Annotated in this window: 18 protein-coding genes; all 18 read right to left on the reverse strand. The window is 74.0% G+C overall.

Annotated elements, in window-relative coordinates:
* Nucleotides 1-3 precede the first annotated feature (3 nt).
* The 18 genes from AB4K12_RS19695 to AB4K12_RS19780 all read right to left on the reverse strand — a co-directional run bounded on the left by AB4K12_RS19695 (nt 4) and on the right by AB4K12_RS19780 (nt 23,911).
* Nucleotides 4-1,074: a chitinase gene (locus AB4K12_RS19695; RefSeq protein ID WP_368435408.1), complete on the reverse strand. Its 1,071-nt coding sequence runs from the start codon at nt 1,072-1,074 to the stop codon at nt 4-6.
* Nucleotides 1,075-1,182: 108 nt separating this feature from the next.
* On the reverse strand, nt 1,183-2,511 hold the full coding sequence (locus AB4K12_RS19700) for a wax ester/triacylglycerol synthase domain-containing protein (RefSeq protein WP_368435409.1): 1,329 nt from the start codon (nt 2,509-2,511) through the stop codon (nt 1,183-1,185).
* A 32-nt stretch (nt 2,512-2,543) separates the two neighbouring features.
* Nucleotides 2,544-3,218, reverse strand: coding sequence for a DUF6766 family protein (locus AB4K12_RS19705; protein WP_368435410.1), 675 nt, complete (start codon nt 3,216-3,218; stop codon nt 2,544-2,546).
* Nucleotides 3,219-3,392: 174 nt separating this feature from the next.
* On the reverse strand, nt 3,393-3,794 hold the full coding sequence (locus AB4K12_RS19710) for a hypothetical protein (RefSeq protein WP_368435411.1): 402 nt from the start codon (nt 3,792-3,794) through the stop codon (nt 3,393-3,395).
* Between the two features lie 131 nt (nt 3,795-3,925).
* Nucleotides 3,926-4,534, reverse strand: coding sequence for an antibiotic biosynthesis monooxygenase (locus AB4K12_RS19715; RefSeq protein ID WP_368435412.1), 609 nt, complete (start codon nt 4,532-4,534; stop codon nt 3,926-3,928).
* Between the two features lie 56 nt (nt 4,535-4,590).
* Nucleotides 4,591-8,469 (reverse strand): FxSxx-COOH system tetratricopeptide repeat protein, encoded by a 3,879-nt coding sequence (gene fxsT / locus AB4K12_RS19720; protein WP_368435413.1) that lies wholly within the window; start codon nt 8,467-8,469, stop codon nt 4,591-4,593.
* Nucleotides 8,466-9,422, reverse strand: coding sequence for a hypothetical protein (locus AB4K12_RS19725; protein WP_368435414.1), 957 nt, complete (start codon nt 9,420-9,422; stop codon nt 8,466-8,468). Before AB4K12_RS19725 ends, fxsT begins: the two co-directional genes overlap by 4 nt.
* Nucleotides 9,419-10,435, reverse strand: a complete 1,017-nt coding sequence (locus AB4K12_RS19730; protein ID WP_368435415.1) for an AAA family ATPase — start codon at nt 10,433-10,435, stop codon at nt 9,419-9,421. Before AB4K12_RS19730 ends, AB4K12_RS19725 begins: the two co-directional genes overlap by 4 nt.
* The gene (locus AB4K12_RS19735) at nt 10,432-11,712 is read right to left on the reverse strand and encodes a toll/interleukin-1 receptor domain-containing protein (RefSeq protein WP_368435416.1); all 1,281 of its coding nucleotides are present in this window, start codon (nt 11,710-11,712) and stop codon (nt 10,432-10,434) included. Before AB4K12_RS19735 ends, AB4K12_RS19730 begins: the two co-directional genes overlap by 4 nt.
* Before the next feature lie 115 nt (nt 11,713-11,827).
* Nucleotides 11,828-12,484, reverse strand: a complete 657-nt coding sequence (locus tag AB4K12_RS19740; RefSeq protein WP_368435417.1) for a DUF4360 domain-containing protein — start codon at nt 12,482-12,484, stop codon at nt 11,828-11,830.
* Between the two features lie 75 nt (nt 12,485-12,559).
* Nucleotides 12,560-13,207, reverse strand: a complete 648-nt coding sequence (locus tag AB4K12_RS19745; RefSeq protein WP_368435418.1) for a DUF4360 domain-containing protein — start codon at nt 13,205-13,207, stop codon at nt 12,560-12,562.
* 358 nt (nt 13,208-13,565) lie between these two features.
* Entirely contained in the window at nt 13,566-14,447 is an 882-nt protein-coding gene (locus AB4K12_RS19750; protein WP_368435419.1) for a catechol 1,2-dioxygenase, read from the reverse strand.
* A 12-nt stretch (nt 14,448-14,459) separates the two neighbouring features.
* Complete coding sequence (locus AB4K12_RS19755; protein WP_368435420.1) at nt 14,460-15,434, reverse strand: quinone oxidoreductase; 975 nt, start codon at nt 15,432-15,434, stop codon at nt 14,460-14,462.
* Nucleotides 15,434-17,311, reverse strand: a complete 1,878-nt coding sequence (gene asnB / locus AB4K12_RS19760; RefSeq protein WP_368435421.1) for an asparagine synthase (glutamine-hydrolyzing) — start codon at nt 17,309-17,311, stop codon at nt 15,434-15,436. The genes AB4K12_RS19755 and asnB overlap by 1 nt, the downstream gene beginning before the upstream one ends.
* Nucleotides 17,312-17,330: 19 nt before the next feature.
* Nucleotides 17,331-18,848: a 4-hydroxyphenylacetate 3-hydroxylase family protein gene (locus AB4K12_RS19765; protein WP_368435422.1), complete on the reverse strand. Its 1,518-nt coding sequence runs from the start codon at nt 18,846-18,848 to the stop codon at nt 17,331-17,333.
* Entirely contained in the window at nt 18,845-19,705 is an 861-nt protein-coding gene (locus AB4K12_RS19770) for a TauD/TfdA dioxygenase family protein (protein WP_368435423.1), read from the reverse strand. The genes AB4K12_RS19765 and AB4K12_RS19770 overlap by 4 nt, the downstream gene beginning before the upstream one ends.
* Nucleotides 19,706-19,790: 85 nt before the next feature.
* A complete protein-coding gene (locus AB4K12_RS19775; RefSeq protein ID WP_368435424.1) occupies nt 19,791-20,804 on the reverse strand; it encodes an L-tyrosine/L-tryptophan isonitrile synthase family protein in 1,014 nt (337 codons plus the stop codon).
* Nucleotides 20,805-20,881: 77 nt separating this feature from the next.
* On the reverse strand, nt 20,882-23,911 hold the full coding sequence (locus AB4K12_RS19780) for a BTAD domain-containing putative transcriptional regulator (RefSeq protein WP_368435425.1): 3,030 nt from the start codon (nt 23,909-23,911) through the stop codon (nt 20,882-20,884).
* Nucleotides 23,912-23,995 lie beyond the last annotated feature (84 nt).

Here is a 23,995-nt window from a genome sequence, read left to right on the forward strand (position 1 = left end):
GGGTCAGCGTCCCTGCAGGGCCTTCACCTGGTTCCCGAAGGTCCAGCTCTTCGAGCCGTCCCAGTTGAGGGACCAGGTCATCAGGCCCTTCAGCTTGCCGCCGTAGGTGTTCCAGGCCTGCGAGAGGAGAGTCGGCGGCATGTATCCGCCGCCCGCGCCCGGCTGGGCGGGCAGTCCCGGCACCTGCTTGTCGTAGGGGACTCTGATGGTGGTGCCCTGGACGACGAGGCCCTTGTTCAGGCAGTCCGTCTGCGCGGTGAAGCCCTGCACCGTCCCCGCGGAGTACGAATCCCCGGAGCAGCCGTACATGCTGCCGTTGTAGTACTGCATGTTGAGCCACCACAGGCGGCCGTTGTCCGCGTATTTCTTCACGATCGGCAGGTACGCGCCCCAGATCGAGCCGTAGGCGACGCTGCCTCCGGTGACGTAGGCCGTCTCGGGCGCCATGGTCAGGCCGAACTCCGGGGGCATCTGCTCGAGTACGCCGTCGATGATGCGGATGAGGTTGGCCTGGGAGGTGGAGAGCCTGCCGATGTCGCCGCTGCCGGTCAGGCCGGTCTCGATGTCGATGTCGATCCCGTCGAAGTTGTAGGCCTTCAGGATCGGCACCAGGGTCCGTACGAAGCGGTCGGCGACGGTGCTGGAGCCGAGGTCGATGCCGGCGGCCGCGCCGCCGATGGACAGCAGGATCGTGGCGCCCTCGGCCTTCGCCCGGCACATCTCGGCCGGGGTGGGGACCTTGACCGTGGCGTCCATCCCGTCCTCCCACAGGGCGGTGCCGTCGGAGCGGATGACGGGGAACGCGGCATTGATCACGTTGTAGCCGTGGTCGCGGATGCGGGGGTCGGTGACCGGCGTCCACCCGAACGGCGGGTGGACGCCGTTCGCGGCGCCGTCCCAGTTCTCCCAGTACCCCTGGAGCACCTTCCCCGAGGGCTTCGGCTTCACCGCGCACGTGTCCTCGAACGGCGGTCCCGGCGCGGCGGCGACGGGGCCCTGTGCGGCGAACGCCAAGGTCAGCGCCGCGGTCCCGGCTCCCAGGAGGCGTATCAGGCGCGCTGTCCGTCCGCTCATGCCGCTCATGTGCCGTCCCCCTCGAGCCGGTTGGGGAATCTTTCACCGAACGTAGGGCGGCCATGGCCGACCGTCAATAGGTCCGGACCAATCCCGGGTCGTCCCGTGTCACACGGCGGTCTCGTCCAGCGCCCGCCTCCACAGGTGCGGAAGGGGGGCGGTGTGGGCCAGGGCGTCGTCGCGCATCAGCGCGCAGCGGACGGTCGTCGGGGTGCGGGTGAAGGAGACGTAGGTCGGCAGGTTCTCCTGCACGTTGTAGAACATCGACGCGGTGGCGAGCCGGGCCCCGAAGCAGCTGAAGGCCGCGGGGAACGTGATGCTGCTGGTGCTGAGGGGAGTGGTGCGCGGGTTGCCCATCGCGCGGACGGTCCAGTCCGCCAGCGCGGGCACCAGGGGTCTGTCGAGGGCGGCGCGGGCGGCGTCGCGCCTGCGGTCGCGCCGGACGACGGCGGTCTGGCGGTGGACGCGGGCCACGGCGTCCCGCAGGCGCTCCTCGGAGCACGGGAGCAGCAGGCGGTGGGCGACCGTGCGGTTGCCGGGGGTGTGGAGCTCGTGGGCCTGCCGGGTCGACATGGGGACGAGCGTCGGCAGGTCGGGGCAGGTTCCCGCGCCGGTCGACGCGGTGCGTTCGTGGCGCCAGGAGCGGAGGGCCATGGCGAGCGCGGCGAGGCAGACGTCGTTGACGCTGGCGCCGTGGGCGTCGGCCAGGTCCCGCAGGCGGGAGGCGTCCACGTCCGCGTACGTCCAGCGGGAACGCCCGGTCGGGGCCGCCTGGAGCTCGGGCCATCGGCGCTCGGGCCGCAGGGCGCGGGCCACGTCCCGGCCGGCCCGGAGCATGCCGGACGGCGTGGGGCGGGAGGCCTGGTGCGGGTGCGGGCCGCGGGTCGCGGAGTCGGCGAGGAGGGCGAGCGCGGAGTGGGCGGCGCCGACGCCGTCCTGGATGGCGTGGTGGATCCGGAAGCAGAGCCGGAAGCCCTCGGGTTCGGCGCCGGCGAGGAGCCAGAGGTCCCACTGGGGGCGCCCCTCGGGCGGCAGCGCGTGGTGGAGCAGGTCGTTGGCGGCCTCGTCGACGTGTCCCGGCCCGTTCAGGCCGGTGCGGCAGTGGATGTGCACCGCCGCGTCGAGTACGCCCGCGCCCGCCCGCCAGCGGCTCCCGTCCGCCGTCCGGATCAGGTCGTTGAGCGCGGGCAGCGCCTGCGCCCGTTCCAGGACGCGCGCGGCCAGCTCCATGCGGGCCGGAGGCGGGCCGTCGAAGTCGAGGAAGAATCCCGTCGTCGGGCGGTGGGTACTGGTCCGCCTCAGAAAGGACCGGTCGGACGGTCCGATGGGGTAGCCGGACGGCTCCTTCGTACGGGACGCACGGGAACGGGCGGGCGGTCCGCCGCGCGTCGGCGGCCGTTCGGGTACGGCGACGGCCTCGCTCGGTCTCACGGGCATGGACTCTCCTCCTTCGGGGGGCTGGCGCCGTGTCAGCCTTCGACGCCGGTGCTGGAGTGGGACGCGCCGACGGGCTTCGATTCGGGTGAGCCGCGCTGGCGGAGGTAGATGGAGAGGACGGCCATGGAGGCGACGGCCAGCAGCTCGGACTGCCAGTTCTGCAGGGTCCGGCTCCAGAACTCCGCGCGGGCCAGGTATTCGCCCCAGTCGACGGGGGCCTCCAGCCGGCGCAGCTGCTTCTCGTTGTACGAGGCCACTCCGGTGACGGACTGGCTGAACCAGCACATCAGGAAGATCGTGCCCATGACCAGGCCGAGCGAGTGGGAGTAGACCGCCTGGCGCCAGTCGCGGGCGGCGGCCCAGCGGGGCGAGTCGGGGCGGGCGTGTTCACCGGTCAGCTGCTCGTGGTCGGATTCCAGGCCGGCCTTGTCGATCGGCTTCGACTCGGGCGAGCCGCGCTGGACGAGCCAGACGGTCACGGAGATGTAGAGGAAGAACTGCAGGTATTCCGACTGCCAGTTCTCGGTGACGTCGACCGCGAAGTCCGAGGAGGTCAGATAGGCGAGGTGGCCCACCGGCTGGAGGCCTTCGGTGATGAGGTCGCTGTTGAACTCGGCGCGCCCGGCGATGGCCTGGCCGGCGAGGGCGAGCACGAAGGCGGCGCCGAAGGCGAGCCCGAGGCCGTTGTCGTACAGGAAGCCCCGCACCCGGCCCCTGTCCTTGCGGCCCCTGTCCTTGCGGCCCGTGCTCCTGTGCCGCGCCGGTTCCCGGCCCGCTCCGCCGTCCCGGCTCATCGGTGCGTCAGCCCCAGCGCCGTGAAATAGGCCAGCCCCACGAGGATCAGCACCAGGCACGATCCGAACATCGCTCTCACGGACGGGTCACCTGCCCTTGATCTCGCACTGGTAGGGCTGTTCGCCACGTGGTTCGCATCCGGCGGCCGTGACCTTCCAGCCGGCGTCGAAGTGCGCCAGGAACAGGGTGTCGTGCTCGAGGACCGCTCGCGCCTGGTCGCCGTAGACGTCCATGTGCCGGACCGTGCCGCCCGCCGGGAGCCTCTCCCCCTCCACCGCCCGGTCGCAGGGCTCCTCGGCCGACTGCTCGACTTCCTCCCGGGTGCCGGGGGCGAGCACCGCGCACAACACCGCCGTCCGCCCGGCCCGCAGCGCCTGCTCGAAGCGGACGGCCGCCGCACGCGCGTCGTCGCGGCGTTCGTCCAGGCTGCCGCAGGCCGTGGTGGTGACGGCCAGGAGCAGCCCCGTGAGCGCGGCGGCCGGGCCCACGGGGCGGCGTGGCCGCCGTGGAGGCGGCCCGGGCCCGTTCACGAGGACATCACGTGAGGAACGTTAAGTCACACAAGCTCGCATTCAAGACATTGAGGGCGTGGGGTCGTCGGCGGTCGCCCCCGCCGAGGTCACCGGTCGGCCGAGCCGTAGAGGCGGTAGCGGGTGAGGGGCAGCCCGGCCAGCTGGGCCGGCGTCTCCCCTTCCGCCCCGTCGGCCCACTCCGAGATCTCCACCACGCGCCTGCCGTCGACATCGAGGTGAAGGTGCGCGGCCAGCAGCCCCGTCGGCGCTCCGTCGCGCAGCGCGTCCACCCGCGCGTCGGCCCACGCCCGCGCGCCACCGGGCGCGCCGTCGGTCTCGTGGCAGGCGACGGCGAAGACGCCGGCCTCGCCGTCGGCGTCGAGGACCACGCCGCGGTAGGGGTGCGTACGGCTCAGACCGCTGCGCTCGATGCCGGGGACGCGCGCGTCGATGCGGCCGACCCGCGCCGCGCGGCCGTCACGGACGAACGCCTGGTGCTCCTCCGCACTGGTCCACTGTCCGTGGATGAGGAGGCCGGAGCCGTCCACGTCGGTGAAGACATGGGTGGCCAGCAGGATGGCCGGGGCGTCCGCCGCCGACCACTGTTCGAGGAGCGCGTCCGCGGCGGCGCGCGTGCGCTCGGGGGTGCCGGTTCCCCAGCGGCTGATGAGGGTGATTCCGGCGTCGGGACGGCGTAGGCGGGTGAGGCGTGTCATGCAGGAAACGATCACACCTCAAGCGGGCTTGAGGTCAAGTCCGCCGGGGCTGCGGCTCAGCCCAGGTACGGCTCGAAGTCCCAGGTGGGGCGCGTGCGTCGGCGGGCTGTGAGGGTCTGTGGGTGCTGGGCGCCCAGGGTGCGGGTGAGGCGCTGGAGGGCGTCCTCCTCCACCTTGGCGGCCTGCTCGCGTTCCCGCAGGGCGCGCAGGTCCGCGGCGAGGGCGATCTCGCAGGAGAGGGTGAAGGGGTGGTCCGCGCCCAGGGCGCGGCGGGCACGGCGGAGGGTGTCACGGCTGAGGCTCTCGGCGCTGTCGAGGCGGCCGGTGACGTTGCGGCCGGCGGCGGCGTTGAGGGCGCAGCCCAGCACCCAAGGGTGGTCGGGGCCGAGAGTGGCGGTCAAACCGGCGAGGGCGGCCTCGAACAGGGCGAGCGCGTCGACGTGTTCGCCGGCGGCCTGCAGGACGAGCGCTACGTTCGAGAGCATGCCGGTGCTGACCGGATGCGCGGGGCCCAGCATGTCGCGGAAGCCGCTCTCGCCCTCGGCGACGAGGTCGCGGGCCCGGTCGAGGTCGCCTTGCTCGCGGACGTGGCTGCCGAGGTCCACGACGAGGCCGAGGGTGACGTAGTGGTCGCGGCCGTGCACCTGCTCCATCTGCTCCAGCAGGCCGCTCATGCCCGCGTCCGTCTCCGGTCCTCCCGTCGCCCTCAGCTCGCACAGGAGGAGGTTGTGCCGGGCACGCAGGGTCTGGGGGTGCAGGGGGCCGAGGACCTGGACGTGCAGCCGCACGCCCAGCTCCTGGCGGGCCAGGGCGTCGCGGTAGCGGCCCATCAGACGCAGGTCCCGGGCGCAGGCCAGGCTCGAGCCCAGGGTGGCCGGATGGCGGGCGCGCAGCAGCGACTCCCGCCGGCGCAGGGTCTCCACGTCGATCTCGTACGCCTGGGCGTAGCGGCCCAGCAGCCGCAGGCCGGCGCCGAGGTTGTGGCGGGCGAGGAGGGTCAGGTAGTCGTCGGGGCCGCGGAGCGCGAGGGCGGTCTCCAGGACCTCGCGCTGGAGCTGGAGCGCCTCTTCGTACTGGCCGAGGAAGCGCTGGTCGGCGGCCAGGCAGCTGGTGGCGGACATCAGGGCCACGTCCCGGCCGGCGCCGGGCGTGGCGCGCAGCCTCTCCAGCATGGCGCGGTCGAGGTCGTAGGCGGCGTGGAACCGGCCGTGCGCGCGGAGGATGTTCCCCTGCCGGACGGTGAGGTCGAGCATCTGCGGGTCGTCCGGCGGGAACAGCTCCTCCCACCGCGCCCGTACCCGCTCGGCGAGTTCGAGACCGGCGCGGTAGATGCCGCTGACGTACGTGAACATCAGGCAGTTGAGCACCAGCCGCCGTACGCCGGGCTCGGTGGCGGACAGCGCGCCGGAGGGCTCGAGGTGCGGCAGCAGCTCGGCGTAGCGGGGCCACAGGCGGGAGTCCTGGGGGTTGCCGGTGCCGGCGGCGGCGAGCACGCGGCGGACCAGCCGCTGGTAGGTGCGGCGCAGGTCGGGCGGGGTGAGCCGGACGACGATGTCGTGGACGATCCGGTGCATGTACACCACGTCGTCCTCCGGGCGCGCCGCCTCGTCGCCGGGGCCGTGGTGTTCACGGGTGATGACGGAGTAGTCGACGAGGGTGCCCAGGGCCCGGGCCCAGCACCGCGGCTCGGTGACGGCCTCGGCGAGGGCCTCGGGCAGTTCGCCGGGCGGAACGCGGCGGACCAGGCCGAGCGGTATCGCGCCGGGGCCGAAGCAGGTGCACAGGGCCAGGAGTTCCGCAGCGTGCGGCTGTGTGTCACGGAGCCGGTCGATCAGGATCAACCAGGAGGTGAGGGCGCTGCGGGAGAGGTGGCTCACCTGGTCGGGGCCGTACGGCTCGGAGGGTTCGCCCTCGAGCACCATGCGCAGGTAGTCGTCGACGCCCATGCCCGATTCGCTCAGCCAGGCGGCGGCCTGGGCGACGGCGAGCGGGAGGTCGCCGAGCGCGATGGCGACCGCGTCGGCCTCGTCGTGCCGGAGTCGCCGCGCCCGGCCCGTCAGATAGCGGACGCTCTCGTGGCGCAGGAAGGCGGGGACCTCGACGACGGTCGCGCCCGCGTCGTGCCAGCCGCGGTTGCGCGAGGTGATCAGCACATGGCCCGGCCCCTGCGGCAGCAGCTCGCCGGCCTCCTCCAGGTCGTCCCAGCCGTCGAAGACGATCAGCCAGCCGCGGTGCGGCTCGCCCCGGCGCAGGGCCTCGCGGACCGCCCTGACGCGCCCGCCCGGTTCGGAGCCGGCGGTCAGGCCCAGCTCGACGGCCAGTTCGGCCAGGCGTTCGCGCAGGGTGCCGGAGGTGTCGGCGTCCACCCACCACACGACGTCGTAGTCGTTGCTGAACCGGTGGGCGTACTCGATGGCGAGCTGGGTCTTGCCGATGCCCGACATGCCCAGCAGGGCGCAGACCGCCGCCCCGGGCGGTGCGTCCGTCAGCAGCCGCTGGATGTCGAGGAGCAGTGCGTCGCGCCCTGTGAAGCGGACGTTGCGCCGGGGCACCGCGCCCCACACCAGGGGTGGGTCGTTCGGGAAACGGGGGGGCCGGCCGGGCGGGGAGGCGGTGACGCCGTGGGCCGCGTCCGGGACGCCGAGCCGGTTCAGTACGCGCCGGCGCGCCTCGGCCTCGGAGACGGTCCACAGCTCCACGGGTTCCAGCAGGGCCGTTCCCACGGGCAGGGGGCGGTGGGTGACGCTCACGGCGGTCATGCGCCCGGGGTGGCGCTCCGTCACCTCCCGGCAGGCGGCCGTCCATTCCTCGTCCGTGCGGTCGGCCAGCCGGACGTACCAGTCGCTGAGGACGAGCAGCACCCGGCCCCCGGCCGCCGGCAGGTCCTCCAGTGCCCCGCCGAGCGCATCCCGCCGATCCACCTCCCAGTGCACGGGGCTCGCCCGGAAGCCCGCCTGCTCGAGCACATGGGCGAGCCAGACGGCCCAGGGCCGCTCGGGGCCCGCGTAGCTGATCAGGACGCGTCCCGGTCCGGGGACGGTGGGATCGCCCGTCCCGGCGTGGCCGGCCGGTGCCGCGGAGGGTGCCGGGATCTCGTACACCGAGCCGTCGGCGACCGCCAGCCGCACTCCGTGCCCGTCCACCCTGCGGGTCGCGCTCTCGCCCCGGCCGACCAGCAGGGTCGTCGGGGCGCCCGAGGAGAGGGTGAGTTCCAGCACGAGGGGGTCGGTGTCGGGCAGGGTGAGGGTGTAGGCGCCGGCGATAGCGGCCTCCTGGCCCAGGATCAGGTGCCGGCCGTCGCGCAGAACCGGGAGTTCGGTGCGTGGCAGCCGTGCGGCGATCAGGCCGACGTCGGCCAGGAGCAGCCCGTCCGGGGGGCGCCGCCGGATGGCGACGCCCGTGCCCGCCGCGCCCTGCAGCGCGGCCGTCACGGTGGCCAGCTGCCAGGCGGTCTTCACCTTCCGCACGGCCTCGGGCAGCCGTCCCCAGGCGCCCGCGAACCAGCGGGCGACGCCGTCGCGGTGCTGGTCCACCAGGGCGCGCAGGGCGGGGAGCAGCGCCTCCTCGATGAGCCGTTCGCTGCGCGGGCCGCCCCGCACGGCGTGCCAGACTGCCATCTCCTCGACGTGCAGCGCGGGTGAGCCGGTGCGGTGGGCCTCGTCGACGATGGCGCCGACGCGGTGGACGGGGGCGTCCTCTCGGGCGGTCGCCAGCTGCCGGGCCAGTTCCTGCCGCAGCTCGGGCAGCAGGTCGCGGCGCAGCACGATGTGGCCGGAGGCGCGGCGCTCGACGAGGTCGCCGAACCACAGCTCGGTCTCCGCCGCCACGTCCAGCCGGGGGGCGGCGGTCAGCCGTACGGCGCGCATCAGTTCGGGCTCGATGCGGGTCGCGGTGCTGAGCAGTACGGCCAGCTCCCGGTCGGCCGCGCCGCTCATCGCACGGTTCCCAGCACCCGGCCGACGGTGGTGCCGCGGTCCCAGACGACGGCGGGGAGCGTCGCGCGCAGCCAGCGCGGCCAGTGGCGTTCGGGCGCGGGCACCAGCGCCACGGGCCGGCAGCCGTGGGCGCGGATCGCCCGCACGGTGGCGAGCCACTCCCCCGGTGCGGCCCGGTGGGGGTTGAACACGGGGCCGGTCAGGCCGAGGGAGGAGAGGATGAGCACGGTGGTGCCGGCGGGCGGGACGCGGTACGGGCGCCACTGCGCCCTGGCCCCTTCGCCCGCGCCGCGCAGCGGGGATTCGGAGAAGTAGAGGGTGCGGGTGCCGGCGACGCCGGCCAGCGCGCGGACGCGGGCGACGACGTCCGTCACGTCGCGGGCGAGGGGCTCCATGGAGGCCGAGACGTCGGCGAGGATCTGGACGCCGTAGCGCAGGGTGAAGACGGGGCGGCGGGGCAGTTCGGTCAGCGGCCGCAGGCGGGAGACCCGGTCGACGGCCGCTTCCACGTCGAGCTCTCCCTCGAAGGTGCTGCGGGCCAGGGCGGCGTGCAGGACGGCGGCGGTGGTGCGGGGGGCGAGGAGGGGGTCGTGGGCGAGCGCGGTGCGGTGGGCGGCGGCGGCCGGGGGCGGCAGAGGATCGACGGTCCATCCGGTGGCCGCCGGCGGGCGGTGTTCCACGGGGGTGAGGGCGATGGTGCGTCCGGGGGGCGCGCTGTCCCGGGGCGGGGGCGGGGTGGCCGGCCGGGCGGGGTCGTCGCTCTCCCCGGCCGAGGGGGCCGGCGGCGCCGGGGGGTGGTTCTCGGGCGTGGCGCGGGGCTCGGGGCGGGGGCCGGTGGGACGGGGCGCGCCGAGGCCCAGGCATGCGGCGATGTGCCGCCAGTCGGCGGCGGAGGAGGCGTTCAGGGCGACGGCGGCCCGTGCCACGTCGCCGAGCCAGGCCTGGCCCGTCACCACTCCTCCCCGACGGCCTGCTGGCGCTTGAGGAGGGCGCAGTGCTTGAGCCACTCCCATTCGGGGTCGGAGACGTCGATGCCCAGGGTGATGCAGGCCCGGAGCGCGTCGAGGTATTCGGCGGTGCTGGGCGGGCGGAGCCCGAACTGTTCGGCCTCGGCGCGGACGGTGCCCAGTTCCCGGGCCAGCGCCGAGGCGAGCGTGCGGTGTTCGGGGAGCACCGCCCCGTACCAGTGCCGCAGGTGGCGCACGGCGATGCGCACCAGGGTCTGCTCGTCGTGGTCGGGGAGGGTGAGCACGACGCAGCGCCTCAAGAAGGCCTGGGGCAGTTCCCGTTCCTCGTTGGTGGTGATGACCACGAGGTGGCGGAAGAGCCGGGCCTCGTCCTGCTCCTCCTCCGCGTGGATGCCGGCGCCGGTCTCGGTGACGGTGAAGCGGTGCGCGCCGAGGGGTACCAGGAGGCTGTTGGGCACGTCCGGGTCGGCCTTGTCGATCTCGTCGATGAGGACGACCGCGGGGCGGCCGCGGCGGTCCGCGTTGATCTCCTCGAACGGCTCGCGGCAGGTGTCGTCCGGGCCGTGGCCCAGGTCCCTGCCGCGCCGCCGTGCCGATTCGGGTGCCAGGGCCCACCACAGGGCGCCGGGCCGGACGTACGCCGCGTCGTCCAGCCGGGCGTTCTGGGGCCGGGTGCTCAGCAGCTGGGCGTCGGAGAGCCTGCGGACGCTGTCGTAGGTCCACAACGGGTCCTGGGGGTGGGTGCGCTGGGTGACGACGTGTTCGTAGTAGCGCCAGTGGTTGGTCTGCGCGAGGTAGAGCGCCAGGGAGGACTTGCCGGATCCGGGGCGGCCGCGCAGCAGGAGCGGGCGCCCGGTCGCGCGGGCCACCTTCACCACCAGTTCGATCTCCTGGGACATGACGTAGACGGCTCCGTCGCTGCGGTCCGGCAGCGTGTGGCCGCTCCGGCCGCGGGCGCCCGGGCCGCCCTCGTCCCTCTCCTTGTCGTGCGCGTTCATCCCCTCCGCCCCCAGTCCCTCATCCCTTGAACGGATCGCTGCGCGAGCCGGACCATCTGGGCCGCGGCTCTTATCGATTCCTCTTCCTCCGCCTCGCCGAAGGGCGGGGCGATGTCCACCGCCGAGGCGAACGGCCCGGGGTCCGCCCGCTGTGCCGGGTGGGGCAGCACGAGGACGCAGAGCCAGGGCATCAGGTCGTGCAGCCAGGCCACCACGCGCCCGGCCTGTTCCAGGGAGCAGGCCTGGGCGTCCAGTACGAGGAAGGTCAGGCAGTCCGGCGTCCGGCGCACCTCGTCCAGCCGCTTCCAGGGCTGGACGTGCAGCGTCGCCCTGATCGTCTCCTCGCAGGCGCGTTTCAGCTCCTCCTCCGGGTCCTCCTCGCCCCACGGCCCGGCGCCCGCGTACATGGAGATGTAGCGAGAGGCGTCCATGCAGAAGGCGCGGCCCAGGTAGTACGCGCCGGTGTCGGGGTGGGTGGCCTTGAGCACGACCGTGTGGCGCAGGGTGTGGCGGCCGGCGGGCAGCACATAGCGGGCCGAGGCGGCGTCGACCCATACGGGCAGCACCAGTTCGACGAGGTTGCCGAAGACGCCGGGGTCCATGAAGTCGCGTACGGTGCCGACGGCGTCCCGCAGTTGGGCCGCGGCGTGGGTGTGGAGCATCTGGGCGGCGAGCAGGCCGCAGCTGAGGTCGGCGCCGGGGGCGTCGTGGCCGTCGTCGGGCAGGCGCAGGGCCCGGCCGGCGTCGGTGAGGGCGCGGGCGTCCCAGACGCGGGTGAGGTGCGCCTCGATCCTGCCGGTCCACGCGCTCACGGGGTCCTGGCGGTCGTAGGCGGGCAGTTCCCGGAAGCCGGCCAGGAGCTCGGCGATGTCCGCCTCCCGGACCCCCTGGTCCCCGGCCGCGTAGCGCACGCGGGCCACCTGCAGGGCGGCCAGGTCCTCCATGCCGGCGTCGCGGACGTCCTGGGTGGTGACGTCGTCGACGAGCAGCGGCATCACGAACAGGGAGCGGTTGAAGCTCCTGCGCCACATGAGGATGTCGACCTCGCGGCGCACCCACCCCGACTTCAGCGCGTCGCGGTTGAGCAGGACGACGGCGGCGCGACACTCGCGCAGCCATGCGTAGAGCTTCGGCCGCCACTCCTCCCCCGGGCGTAGGTCCCGGGCGTCGAGGAGGACTTCGTACCGGTCGGCGTGCAGGCGCTCCGCGACGCGGTCGCGAAGGGCCCGGGCGCGCCGGTCACGGTTCGCGCAGTGACTGATGAATACCTTGCCCACCGACACCTGCCCCCGCCCCGCGCCGCGCCCCCTCCACTGTCCCTTGGACCGCACCGGTTCCGCAGCCGTACAGCCGAATTGACGCGGTGGGCGGGCGCGGGGCGGGGGCCGTGTGTCAGGTCTTGGGGCACGGTTTCCAGGAGAAGTGGTAGAGGGTGCTGATGCTGCCGTCCGTGGAGTCCATCGCCAGGAAGCTGGTGGTCCTGGAGGGGTCGGAGGTGCCGGCGTCCACGCGGAGCTCGGTGTTGATGTTGAAGTAGCGGGTGGCTCCGCAGGGCGCGTAGATCACCTGGTCGATCGGGGTGGTGTCGGACGTCTGCCAGTTGTCGTTGAGCGCGCCCGTGAAGTGGTGGTTGACGAACGCGGTCTGCGACATGCCCTGGAAGTAGTAGTTGGCCCGCTCCAGGCCCGTGGCGCCCTTCTCCAGGTGGGCGAAGCCGCGGTAGTCGGCCTGGGCGATGGCGTAGGTGAAGCCGTGCGGGACGTGGACGTTCAGGGCGAGCTGGCAGTTCTTGCGGAAGTCGGTCGGCTTGGAGCCGACGCCCACCTGGGCGACGTAGTTGCTGTACGAGACGGTGAAGGCGGTGTTGTCCGGGGAGACGGTCACGATGGCCGTCCCGGCGGGACAGCCCGAGCCGTTGACGGCGACCACATCGATCACGATCTTGTCCGGCGGGGGCACGCCGTCCCCCGGCCACCCCGTCGCGGTCGCCGGGGACGAGGTGGCCAGTAGCGCCGCGGCCGCGGCGGCGGTCATCACAGGTCTGAACATGGAGGTCCCTCCCACTGACTCAGGGCCCGCTGCGGCGCGGCGCTCCCGACGGTGTGTGCCGTGTGCGGCTCACGGTCAGGGGCATTCCTTCCAGGCGAAGTGGTAGAGGGTGTTGACGTTGCCGTCGGTGGAGTCCATCGCCATGAAACTGGTGGTCGTCGCCGGGTCCGAGCTTCCGGCGCCGACGCGCAGTTCGGTGTTGACGTTGAGGATGCGCTGCACGCCGCAGGGGGCGTAGACGAGGGCGCTGACGTCGGTGACGTCGGAGGTCTGCCAGTTCTCGCTGACGGGACCGGCGAAGCGGTGGCTGACGGCCGTGGTGTTGGGCGAGCCCTGGAAGTAGTAGCTGGCCCGCTCCATGCCGGTGGCGCCGCGCTCGAGGTGGGCGAAGCCGCGGTAGTCGGCCCGGGCGATGGCGTAGGTCCAGCCCTGGGGGACGTGGACCCTCAGGCCCAGCTGGCAGTTCTTGCGGAAGTCGGTCGGCTTGGAGCCGACGCCCACCTGGGCGAGGTAGTCGCTGTACGAGACGGTGAAGGCCGTGTTGTCCGGCGCCACGGAGACGGCGGCCGTCCCGGCGGGGCAGCCCGAGCCGTTGACGGACGCCACGTCGATGACGACTCTGTCCGGCGGCGGCGGGGCGCCGTCATCGGCGGCGGACGACGGCGACTGCGAGGCGGCGACGAGCACGAGCACCGCGCCGGCGATCATGGCGGGTCTGAGCATCGGAAGCCCCTTCCACTGGTGTGCGGGCTCATTTCGTGCGGTCCATGCCACCACCGGCCCGAGGGCATGTACAGCTCAGGTTGAGCCGAGCCGGAATGCCCCCGTATACGCCCCGGCCCCCTGCGGAGCAGCACGTTCCGGCGGCTCCGCGTGCGCGTCCGGCCGTCGCCGGCCGGACGCGCGCGGCGGAGAACCGGCCCTTCGGAGCGGTGCCCCTCGACACGGCGACGCTCGCTGTACCGGCCGGAGTCGGCCACCGTGCGGCGAGCGGAACGTCACCGGCCGCGCGAAGGGGAACCTCCCGCACTGCGCCACGACGGCCGGAATCCGTCTGTCCGGCCCCGCCGGCGCGAGCCGCTCACGGCCGCCCCGGCCCGGCGGCGGGGTCGTCGAACCACAGGTGGACCTGGCCGGTGCCGATGCCGTTCTCGTACGCGCCGAACCGCCGGCCGCGCGCCCGGCACGCCGCGCCGCCGAGCGCGCCGGCCAGCATCAGGTAGTGGCCGAAGCGCGCTTCGGGGGCGAAGCGCAGGTATTCCGGCATGGTCGCGATCACGTGGTCGTGCCGGCCCTCCTCCAGCCAGGCGATCCTCTGCTCGTCCGCCGCCCGGGCCTCGGGCGTGACGATGTTGGCCGGGTCCGCCGCCATCCGGTCGCGCAGCTCGGCCAGCGGCCGGAAGCGGTGGGACAGGCCACCCGAGGCGAGCAGGAGGACCCTCCGGCCGACCGAGGCGACCGCCTCGGCGACCACCTCCCCCATGGCCAGGAAGTCCTCCGTGGTCGCCGTCTGGCACACCGACACCGACACCCACGGCGTGCCGGCCCGGCCGAGGTACGTCCAGAGGTTGAGCGTCGCGTAGTGGACCGGCAGGTAGGGGTCGTCATTGGCCTCGAGCCACACCGACCGTTTCCGGGCCACCGCGGCGACCGCGCGGGCCAGTTCCGGGTCGCCGGGGAGGTCGTACGGGAGCCGGCTGATCGCACCGGGCATCTCGTCCGAGGTGAACAGGCCCTTACGGCGCGGGTGGGCGGTGATCACCGCCTCGGTCGTCGTCGCCCAGTGGGAGTCGAGGACCACGACGGTGTCGTGCTCCGACGGGTCGGTCACCTCGCGCCGGAGCCGCTCCAGGCCGGTCGCGAGGGTGAAGTCGCCGCCGCCGTTGGCCTCGATCCGGGCGGGTTCGGGAAACATGATGACGGGCGCGTGCGAGAGCAGGCCCGCACCGGCGATGTCACCCATGGTCGGTCTCCTTCACGGGACGAGGAGGAGCTTTCCGGAGGTACGGCGGGAGGCCAGGTCGGTGTGCGCGCGGTGCGCCTCGGCGAGGGGGTACGTCCCGGCGACGGTGAACGTCAGCGTGCCGTCCACGATGCCCCGGAACACCTCCCCCGCCCGCCGCTCGAACTCCTCGACGGTGGCCCGGAAGTGCTCCAGGTAGGGGCGCGTCAGCGTCAGCGAGCCGCCCCACAGCAGCCGCATCACGTCGACGGGCGGCACGGCGCCACTGGCCCCTCCGAAGAGGACCAGCGTGCCGCGGGTGCGCAGCGAGGCGAGGCTCGCGTCGAAGGTGGCGGCGCCGACTCCGTCGTAGACCGCGTGGACGCCCTCCCCGCCCGTGAGCGCGCGGACCTCGGCGGCCAGGTCGTCGGTCTCGGCGTAGCGCACGATCTCGTCGGCGCCGTTGGCGCGGGCGATGCGCTCCTTCTCCCGCGTGGAGACCGTACCGATGACGCGGACGCCGCGCCGCTTGAGCATCTGGGTGAGCAGCAGGCCCACACCGCCGGCGGCGGCGTGGACGAGCACCGTCTCGCCCTCCCGGGCGGGGTAGGAGTCGTGGGCGAGGAAGTGGGCGGTCATGCCGTGGACGAGCACGCCGCCGGCCGTCCGCAGGTCGATGGCCTCGGGCACGACGATGGCCTTGTCCTCGGGTACGAGGACCCGTTCGGCGTAGCTGCCGAGCACGGTCGTCCAGGCGACCCGGTCGCCGGGCGCGAAGCGGGTGACGCCGGGGCCCACGGTCAGGACGACGCCGGAGCCCTCCTCGCCGGGCACGCACGGCACGGGCAGCGGATAGCGGCCCTCGCGGCGGTAGAGGTCGATGAAGTTCACTCCCGCCGCGGCGAGTTCGACGAGGATCTGCCCCTCGCCGGGCTGCCCGGGGTCGGGCTTCTCCACATAGAGCTGGACCTCGGGTCCGCCGGTCTCCCGGATCTCGATCGCACGCATCAGTCCGTTCCCTTCACTCCGGTCAGTTCCACCTGGTAGGCGCGGGTCCATTCGTCCAGCCGGACGGTGGACTCCACGAGGATCCGTTCGAACTCCGACAGGCTGCCGGTGGCGGTCCTGACGGTCGTCCGCCGTACCGCGTCGCCGTCGAGGAACGGGCTCAGCGGCGCTCCGGCGTCGGCGGCCGCCGCGCCGAGGCCCGCGATCAGGGCCCGGTCGTAGGCGGGGTCCTGGATCGAGGGGTAGGCGGCCTTCTTGCGGCGCAGCACCGACTCCGGCAGCAGGTCGCCGGCGGCGGCGCGCAGCAGCGCCTTCTCCTGGCCGCTGAAGGTCTTCATCTCCCAGGGGACGTTGAAGACGTACTCGACGAGGCGGTGGTCGCAGAACGGCACCCGGCCCTCCAGGCCGGAGGCCATGCCCATCCGGTCCTTCTTGTCGAGCAGGATGGGCAGCCACCGGGTCAGGGTCAGATGGCTCAGCTCCCGCGTCCGCCGGCTCTCCGCGTCCTCGCCGTCGAGCCGGGGCACCTCGGCCAGCGCGGTGCGGTAGAGGTCGGCCTCGTACGCGCCGAGGTCGATGCCGTCGACGAACCAGGGGTGGAAGAGCGAGCGGGGGTCGAGGCCGCGGTGGGCGCCGAGCTTCAGCCAGGGGAAGGTCTCCGCGCGCCGCGCCTCGGGGTCGGAGAACCACAGGTAGCCGCCGAAGACCTCGTCGGCTCCCTCCCCGGACAGCGCCACGGTCGCGTGTTCGCGGACGGCGGCGAACAGCAGGTACAGGGAGACGTCGAGGTCCGCGAAGTTGAACGGCAGGTCCCAGGCCCCGAGGACGGTGCGGCGCACGGCCGGGTCGAGGAGCCGGGCGCGGTCCAGGACGATCTCGTGGTGGTCGCTGCCGACGTGCCGGGCGACCTCGCGGGCGTAGGGGGCGTCCGGGGTGGGGCGGATGGCGTCCGCGCGGAAGTTCTCGGTGTGGCCGGTGAAGTCGACGGAGAAGGTGGCGAGCCGGCCGCCGTCGGCGGCGCGGGCGCGGGCCGCGAGGGCGGTGACCGTGCTGGAGTCCAGGCCGCCGGACAGCAGCGACACCAGCGGCACGTCGGCGACCATCTGGCGCGGGACGATGTCGTCCAGCAGGTCGCGGACGGTGGCGACGGTGGTCTTCAGGTCGTCGGTGTGCGGGCGGGCCTCCAGGGCCCAGTAGCGCCGCTCGGTGATGCCGGACCGGCCCACCCGCAGCAGGTGGCCCGGTTTGACCTCGCGCATGCCGCGGAAGGGCACACGGCCGGGGGTGCGCAGGAACAGCAGCGCGTCGCACAGCTCCTCCGGCCCGGCCTCGGCCCGCGCCAGCGGATGGGCGAGGACGGCCTTGGGCTCGGAGCCGAAGAGCACGCCGCCGGGCGTGGGGTGGTAGAAGAGCGGCTTGACGCCCAGCCGGTCGCGGACGAGCAGCAGTTCCTCGCGGGCGGTGTCCCAGATGGCGAGGGAGTACATGCCGTTGAGGCGGCGGGCGAAGTCCTCGCCCCACTGCAGGTAGGCGCGCAGCGCCACCTCGGTGTCGCTGCGGGTGGTGAACCGGTGTCCGAGCAGGGCGAGTTCCTCGCGCAGTTCGGGGAAGTTGTAGATCTCGCCGCCGTAGGAGATCACGGCCCGCGGCAGGTCTCCGCGGCCGCGTTCGGGGGTGAGCATGGGCTGGGTGCCGTGCTCGAGGTCGATGACGGACAGCCGCCGGTGGCCCAGGGCGGCGTGGGTGTCCAGCCATACGCCGCGTGCGTCGGGTCCTCTGGCCGTCAGGGTGTCGGTCATGGCGTCGAGGACCGGGGCCGCCGGTGGCCCGGTCGTGAGGTCGCGGGTGAAGTCGACCCAACCGGTGATGCCGCACATGGTGTTCTCCTAGCCGTTCTCAGTCGGTGGGGGCCACGTCGTGCCAGGGGCCCCTGCGCCAGCCGTCGAGGTCGTAGTCGTCGAGGCACTGCTGCACCAGGTCCTCGCAGCGGGCCAGGCCGCCGCGCCGGGTCGCCCACCTGAGGGCGTCGAGCCTGACCTGTTCGCCGTTGCCGGAGTAGTTGCGCTCGTAGAGCTCGTGCCGGCCGCCGAACTCGGTGCCGATGGCGTCCCAGGCCAGCTTGAGCAGCTTGATCCGCTCGAGCGCGCTGGTGTCGGAGCCCCGGTAGAAGCGGTCGATCAGCGGGCGCAGTTCGGGGTTGGCGAGGTCGCGGGCGCTGGAGGGCACGGCGAGGGGCGCCCCGCCGAGGGTGGTCTCGAAGATCTCGTGGACGCGGTCCCAGACCTGCGCGTTGTACATCCGCAGGGCGCTGGCGTGTTCCAGGCGGGGTACGACCGTGCCGCCGCTGCCCGGCTCGGGGTCGTGGGCCATGGCCGTGGTCAGCGCCCACACCATGTCCCGCATGGTGATGATCTCGCCGACGGCGGCCTGTACGCCCCGGAACCCGTCGGTGCCGTTGGCCCGGGTGCCGCGGGCGAGCAGCCCGGCCATCAGGTCCAGCTTGACGCTCAGCCGGGTGCCGCTCTGGAAGTTGTAGAGGTTGGGGAAGCCGGAGGCGGCGTAGAAGCCCGTGGCGCGTTCGATGTCGCGGTGGACGAGCACGTCCTCCCAGGGGATCAGCGCCTCGTCGAGCAGGAGCACGCTGTCGTTCTCGTCGAAGCGGCTGCTGAGGGGGGCGTCGAAGGGGCTGCCGGCGTGCTGGGTGGCGTAGGGGGTGCGGCAGACGAGCTTGACGCCGGGGTTGTCCATCCGGACGAAGAAGACCAGGGCGAACGCCTCCGCCTTGCCGGGTGCGAGGACCGCCGACCCGACCGGGGCGACGAAGCCCGCGTTGGTGATCGCGGATCCGGTCGCCAGCATCTTGGCCCCGCTGACCACCACGCCGGCGTCCGTCTCGCGCACGGCGCGCACGAACACGTCCTCCATGTCGTGGATCGCCCGCTTGCGGTCGACGGGCGGGTTGATGATGACGTGGTTGAGGTACAGCGCCCTGCTCGCGAACTCGCGGTACCAGGCGGTGGCGTTGGCGGCGTACGGCCCGTAGTAGTCGGCGTTGACGCCGAGGCCCGCCATGAAGGACGCCTTGTACTCGGGGGTGCGTCCGAGGAAGCCGTAGCTCATCCTGGCCCAGGTGGCGATGGCCTCCCGGGCCTCGACCAGCTCGGCCGCCGAGCGGCTGGGCTTGAAGAACCTGTGGGTGCGGATGCCGGTGGCCTCGTCGACGGCGGTGAGCGTGCCGGCGGTGGCCGGGTCGTGCAGGGCGTCGTAGAGCCGGGCCACGGACAGCGCGGAGTTGCGGAAGGCGGGGTGACGGGTGACGTCCTTGACGCGTTCGCCGTCGAGGAAGACCTGGCGGCCGTCGCGCAGGCTCTCCAGATAGGTGTCTCCCGTCATCAGGGAGGTGGGGTCGGTCATCGGACCAGTCCCGGGTTGTCCAGCGGCGGGGTGCCGAGCACCTGGACCCGGCGCAGGTGCCGGGGAGCGCCGCTGGTGAAGGCGTTCCGGCCGTGCAGCAGCGTGTAGTTGTCGCTGATCACCACGTCGCCGGTCCGCCAGGAGTGGGCGTACAGGTGCGCGGGGTCGTAGAGCGCGGCGCGCAGGGTGCGGTGGGCCTCGGCGAGCTCGTCGTCGGGCAGGCCCGTGAAGCGCAGGTCCGGGTGGTTGACGAAGTCGCCGTCGCCGGGCGCGACGGGTTCGTTGTAGCGGACGACCGGGGCGCCGTGGACGGGGTGCGCGGTGACGACCGGCGAGACGGTGACGCTGTCGTAGTACTCCATCGCGCGGTGGTACGTGCCGGTCATGCGCGACCAGCGGGCGACCGTGCCGGGGTCGGCGTGCTCGAGCACGGCGGTGGTGTGGGAGAAGGTCGTCTCGCCGCCGTCGTCCGCGCCGGGGGCGTGGACGCACTGGAATATCTGGAACTCCGGTATGTGGTCGCGGTACATGCCGTCCCAGTGCATCGGCATGTGGCTGTGGTCGAAGATGTGGTCCTCGGGCCGCTCCTTCTCGACCAGCTCGAGGACCGTGCCGAACGGCCAGACGCTGGGCTCGCCCCACAGCTCGCAGTACGCGGACAGCTCCTCGGGGGCGCCGAAGGGCGCGAAGCCGCGGAGCAGCAGGATGTGGTGGGCGCGGACGAGCGAGCGCAGGGTGGTGACGTCGAGGTCGGCGACGCGTGCCCCGGTTTCCGGGGCCAGGATCGCCACCCCGAAGGGTTCGACGGGCGTGACGTCGTACCGGCTCGCGGCCGGGACGTCGGGGGCGTCGGTCATGGTTGTTCTCCTTCGGGTGGTGCGGGCGGCCGCGCCCGGTAGGGGTCCGGGCGGCGGGCGCCGAGGGGGGTGGGGCGGGCGCGCTTCACGCGCAGGCCGCGCCCTCGAGGGGCTCGGGGTGTGCGGCGGCGGGCGCGCTCCCGCCGGTGCCGGCGGGCTCGAGCGCGTAGAAGCTGGGGCGCCCGGCCACGTAGGTGAGCGTGGCGCCCGCCCGTTCGGCGTCGGCGCGCTTCATGAGCGTGAAACGCCCGCCGGTGGCGACGGCGACGCTGTGCCAGGGCGTCAGCCAGGCGTCCGGAGTGTCCGCGAGCAGGATGCCGATCTTGTCCGTGGAGCACGGCTGGGGGTGGATCGACAGGCGGACGGCGTCCGGGAAGAGCTCGTCGAGCAGGTTCCCCCACGCCCGGCTGCGCTGGATGACGCGGTAGGCGAGCTGCCGGCATCTGCGCTGCAGGGCGGAGCGGGTGCCGGTGTAGTCGGGGGTGGAGAGGTCCTCGAGCATGAAGCGGGTGATGCCGCGGTACATGGCCAGCGGCGCGCCGCCCCCGCGGACCTCCTCGCGCAGTTCCTCGAGCGTCGGGGCGTGGCCGGCGGAGAGCATGGCGCGCATGTCCTCGTGCCCGGCGCCGGGGTGGACCTCGTCGAGGGTGAACTGCTCGAGGTGGGTGGCCCCGATCCGGGTGATCATGCGGTCGAGGGCCCGTACGTAGCCGGTGACGTTCTCGTCGCCGACGCCGAGCAGGTCGTTGAAGACCCGTCCGTCGGAGCAGATGAGGATGACGGCGCCCGGCGGGTAGATCCGGGCGATGCGCTCGCACAGCCCGTCGAGGAAGCGCAGCGCGAGTTCCTCGGCCAGGTCGGGCAGGGGGCCGAGCACCTTGGCGGGGTTGGGGGACTTCGTGGGGAACGCCGGCAGGACGAACTCGATGCGCCGGCCGCTCGCCATCGCGCGGCGCACCGCCTCGAGGTGGTGGCGGACGCATCGCGGGCAGACCTCCCCGGCGCATCCTCCGTCGCGCAGTCTGCGCTGGTGGGACAGGACCTCCTTGAGCACGTCGACGGCGACCGTTTCGACAGCGGGTGCGGCGACGTCGTACACCGCGCCTCCCTTCGTGGACTGGGTACCACCGTGGTCGGCGAGCGCATGAGAAACGCACAAGGGCGCGCGACGGCCCCTCAGCGCACGGCGTAGGGGCACTCCGACGGGTCGTCGGGGGCGCGGCCGGGCGGGGTGGCGGCCCGTGCCAGGACGCTGAGCTCCCGGCGGGCGGTCTCGGCCCAGAAGGGCATGCGCAGGACGCGGAAGCCGGTCAACGCCTCGGCGATCCGGCTCGTCGCCCGCGCGGTCTCGCCCAGGGCGGCGTGGACCTTGCCGAGCCAGTAGGAGGTGAGGGCCTCTCCCCGGCGCTCGCCGAGCTCGGTGAAGATCGACGCGGCCTCGGCGAGCGGCCCTAGCGCTCTGGGCGCCTGGTCGGGGCCGAGGCGGACGTGGATCCGCCCGAGCGTGACCAGCGCGTACGCCTCGCCGGGGCGGTGCCGCACCATCCGGTAGCCGGCGAGGGCCCGGTGGGTCTGCCGGGCGGCCCGGCCCAGCCGGCCGAGGCCGATGTCGGTCACGGCCAGCAGCTGCAGGACGTCGGCGAGCAGGAGCGGGTGGCCGAGCCGCTCGGCCGTCTCCAGGGCCGGTTCCAGGGCCCGGGCGGCCTCGGCCTCGCGCCCCCGGCACACGAGCGCGTAGCCGAGGCTGCGCAGGGCGAGGACCTGTCCGTGGGCGTCGCCGAGCCGGCCCATGGCCTCGGCGGCGGACAGGGCGTCGTCGTGGGCGAGTTCGGCCATGCCCCGGTCGGACACGGCGAAGCTGCGGTGGGTGCGCAGGCGGGCGGCGTGGTGCGGCTCGCCCAGCGCGTCCAGCCGCTCGAGGGCCCGCTCCCAGCGGGTCACGGCCTCGTCCACGCGGCCGCGCACGGCGTGGGCCCGGGCCAGGGAGCCCTGGGCGACCGCGACGGCGACCTGGTCGCCGTCGGCTTCGGCGCGGTCGAGCGCGGCCCGGGCCACCCGGTCCCACTCGTCCCACCAGTTCCGCAGGTGGCAGACGTCCTCCAGAGCGGCGGCGAGGGCGGCCACGTGCGGCCCGTGGCCGGTGGCGGCGGCGAACTCCACCAGGGTGACCAGGCCCTCCCGCTCGTTCTCCAGCCATCCCACGAGGTCGCCCGGGCCGCCCCGGACGAGATCGCCCGGCTCGCCCCGCAGGAGCTGGTCGCCGGCCGCCCGGACCCGGGTCAGGCAGCCGTCGAGGACCCGGGCCGTCGCCTCCCGCCGCCACCGGGCCGGCTCCTCGGCCAGGGCCCGTTCCGCCGCGTAGGCGTGCAGCAGGTCGTGGGTGCGGTACCGGGGCCGGCCCTGGGCGTCGGCGCCCTCGACCTGGACGAGGTGCGCGTCGAGGAGCGCGTCGAGCGCGGCGGAGGGTGTGCCCCCGTGGGGTCCGTCGGGGTCGTCGGCGTCGAGCAGGGCGGCGAGGGCCCAGCCGGGGAACCGCGGTGAGGGGAGCAGGCCGAGGGCCCGGAAGGCCCGGGCCGCCTCGGCGGGCAGGCTCCGGTACGCGGCGGCGACGGCGCTGTGCACGGCGGAAGCGTCCGGGGCGGGCTCCTCCTGTGTCCCGTGCGCGCCGGCGAGCCGGTCGGCGAGGCATCCCACCCGCCAGTGGGGGCGGCCGGCGAGCGCCGCTCCCGCCACCCTCAGGGCCAGGGGCAGGCCGGCGCAGCCGGCCACGACCCAGTCGGTCGCCTCGGGTTCGGCCTCGAGCCGGCGGGGTCCGGCGGTGCGCCGCAGCAGCAGGCGGGACTCCTCGTCGTCGAGGGGGGTGACGTCGACGAGGTGGGCGCCCGCAGGGGCCGCCGGCCGGTCCCGGCCGGTGACGAGGACGGCGCAGCCGGGGACGCCGGAGAGCAACGGGCGTATCTGCTCCTCGTCGCACGCGTCGTCGAGCACCATCAGCACCTTGCGGCCGGACAGCAGCAGCCGGAGCATCGCGGCCCGGTCCACCGTCGCCTCGGGCAGGGAGGAGGCGGCGGCGCCGAGGCCGCGCAGCAGCTCCGCCAGGACGGCGCCGGCCGGGCGGCGGGGCCCTCGGGTGCCGTCCAGGCGCAGGAAGAGGCGGCCGTCGGGGAAGGCGTGGCGCAGGAGGTGGGCGAGCCGGACGGCCAGGGCGGTCTTGCCGACGCCGGGCGGTCCGGTGAGGATCACGACGGGGGCGGCGGCCGAGGGCACGCCGGGGGCCGAGGCTGCCACGGGCGGTGCCGCGGCGGGCTCCAGGAGCGCGGCGGCCCGGGACATCACGAGGTCGCGTCCGACGAAGTCGGCGATGTCCGCGGGGAGTTGGTTGACGGTGCGCCAGGCGGGCAGGGCCCGGGCGGGTCTCAGGGGGGCGGGTGCGGCGCCGAGCGCCGGGTCGCGGACGAGCACCGCGCGGTGCAGCCGGCGGAGTTCGTCGCCCGGTTCGAGGCCGAGTTCCTCGCGCAGGGCGGCGCGGGCGAGCGCGTAGGACCGGAGCGCGTCGCCGGGGCGGTTGCTGCGGTACTGGGCGAGCATCAGCTTGGCCCACAGCGACTCCCGCAGCGGGTGCAGGGCGGTCTGCTCGCGCAGCATGCCCGCCGCCTCGCGGTGTTCGCCCAGCGCCAGGCGCGCCTCGGCGTAGTCCTCGACGGCGGTCAGCCGCGCCTCCTCGAGGCGGACGGCCTCGATGTGCAGGGCTTCGTTGTGCGCCACGCCGTCGAAGGCCGCGCCGCGCCAGAGGTCGAGCGCCTCCCTCAGGTGGCAGGCCGCCCGGTGGTGGTCGGCGACGGCGAGCGCCCTGCGGCCGTCGGCGGCGAGGTCCTCGAAGCGGTGGAGGTCCAGTTCGCCGGGCTCCACGCGCAGCAGGTAGCCGCGGTGTCCGAGGCCGAGGCGGTCCTCGCCGGGGCCGGGGCCGGGGGCGAGCGCCTTGCGGAGCGCGGCGACGTAACTGCGGACGTTGGCCTGGGCGGACGCGGGCGGCGCCTCTCCCCAGATCGCGTCGCACAGGCGGTCCGCGCTCACCGGGACGTCGGCGTGGACCAGCAGGGTGGCGAGGAGGGTCCGCTGCCTGGGGCCGCCGAGCGGCAGGGTCCGGCCGTCGGCCACGGCCTCCAGGGGCCCCAGCACCTTGAACTCGACGCGCGGAAGCTCCACCGCCCGGACCGCCCCTTCTGTCGGCTGCACGACGCGGAGCGCGCGTGAGTGCTCCGTCGCTCGTGTTCGTCGCACAGCTTCGAT

It is taken from the genome of Streptomyces sp. C36, from assembly GCF_040932295.1.
Taxonomy (GTDB): domain Bacteria; phylum Actinomycetota; class Actinomycetes; order Streptomycetales; family Streptomycetaceae; genus Streptomyces; species Streptomyces triculaminicus.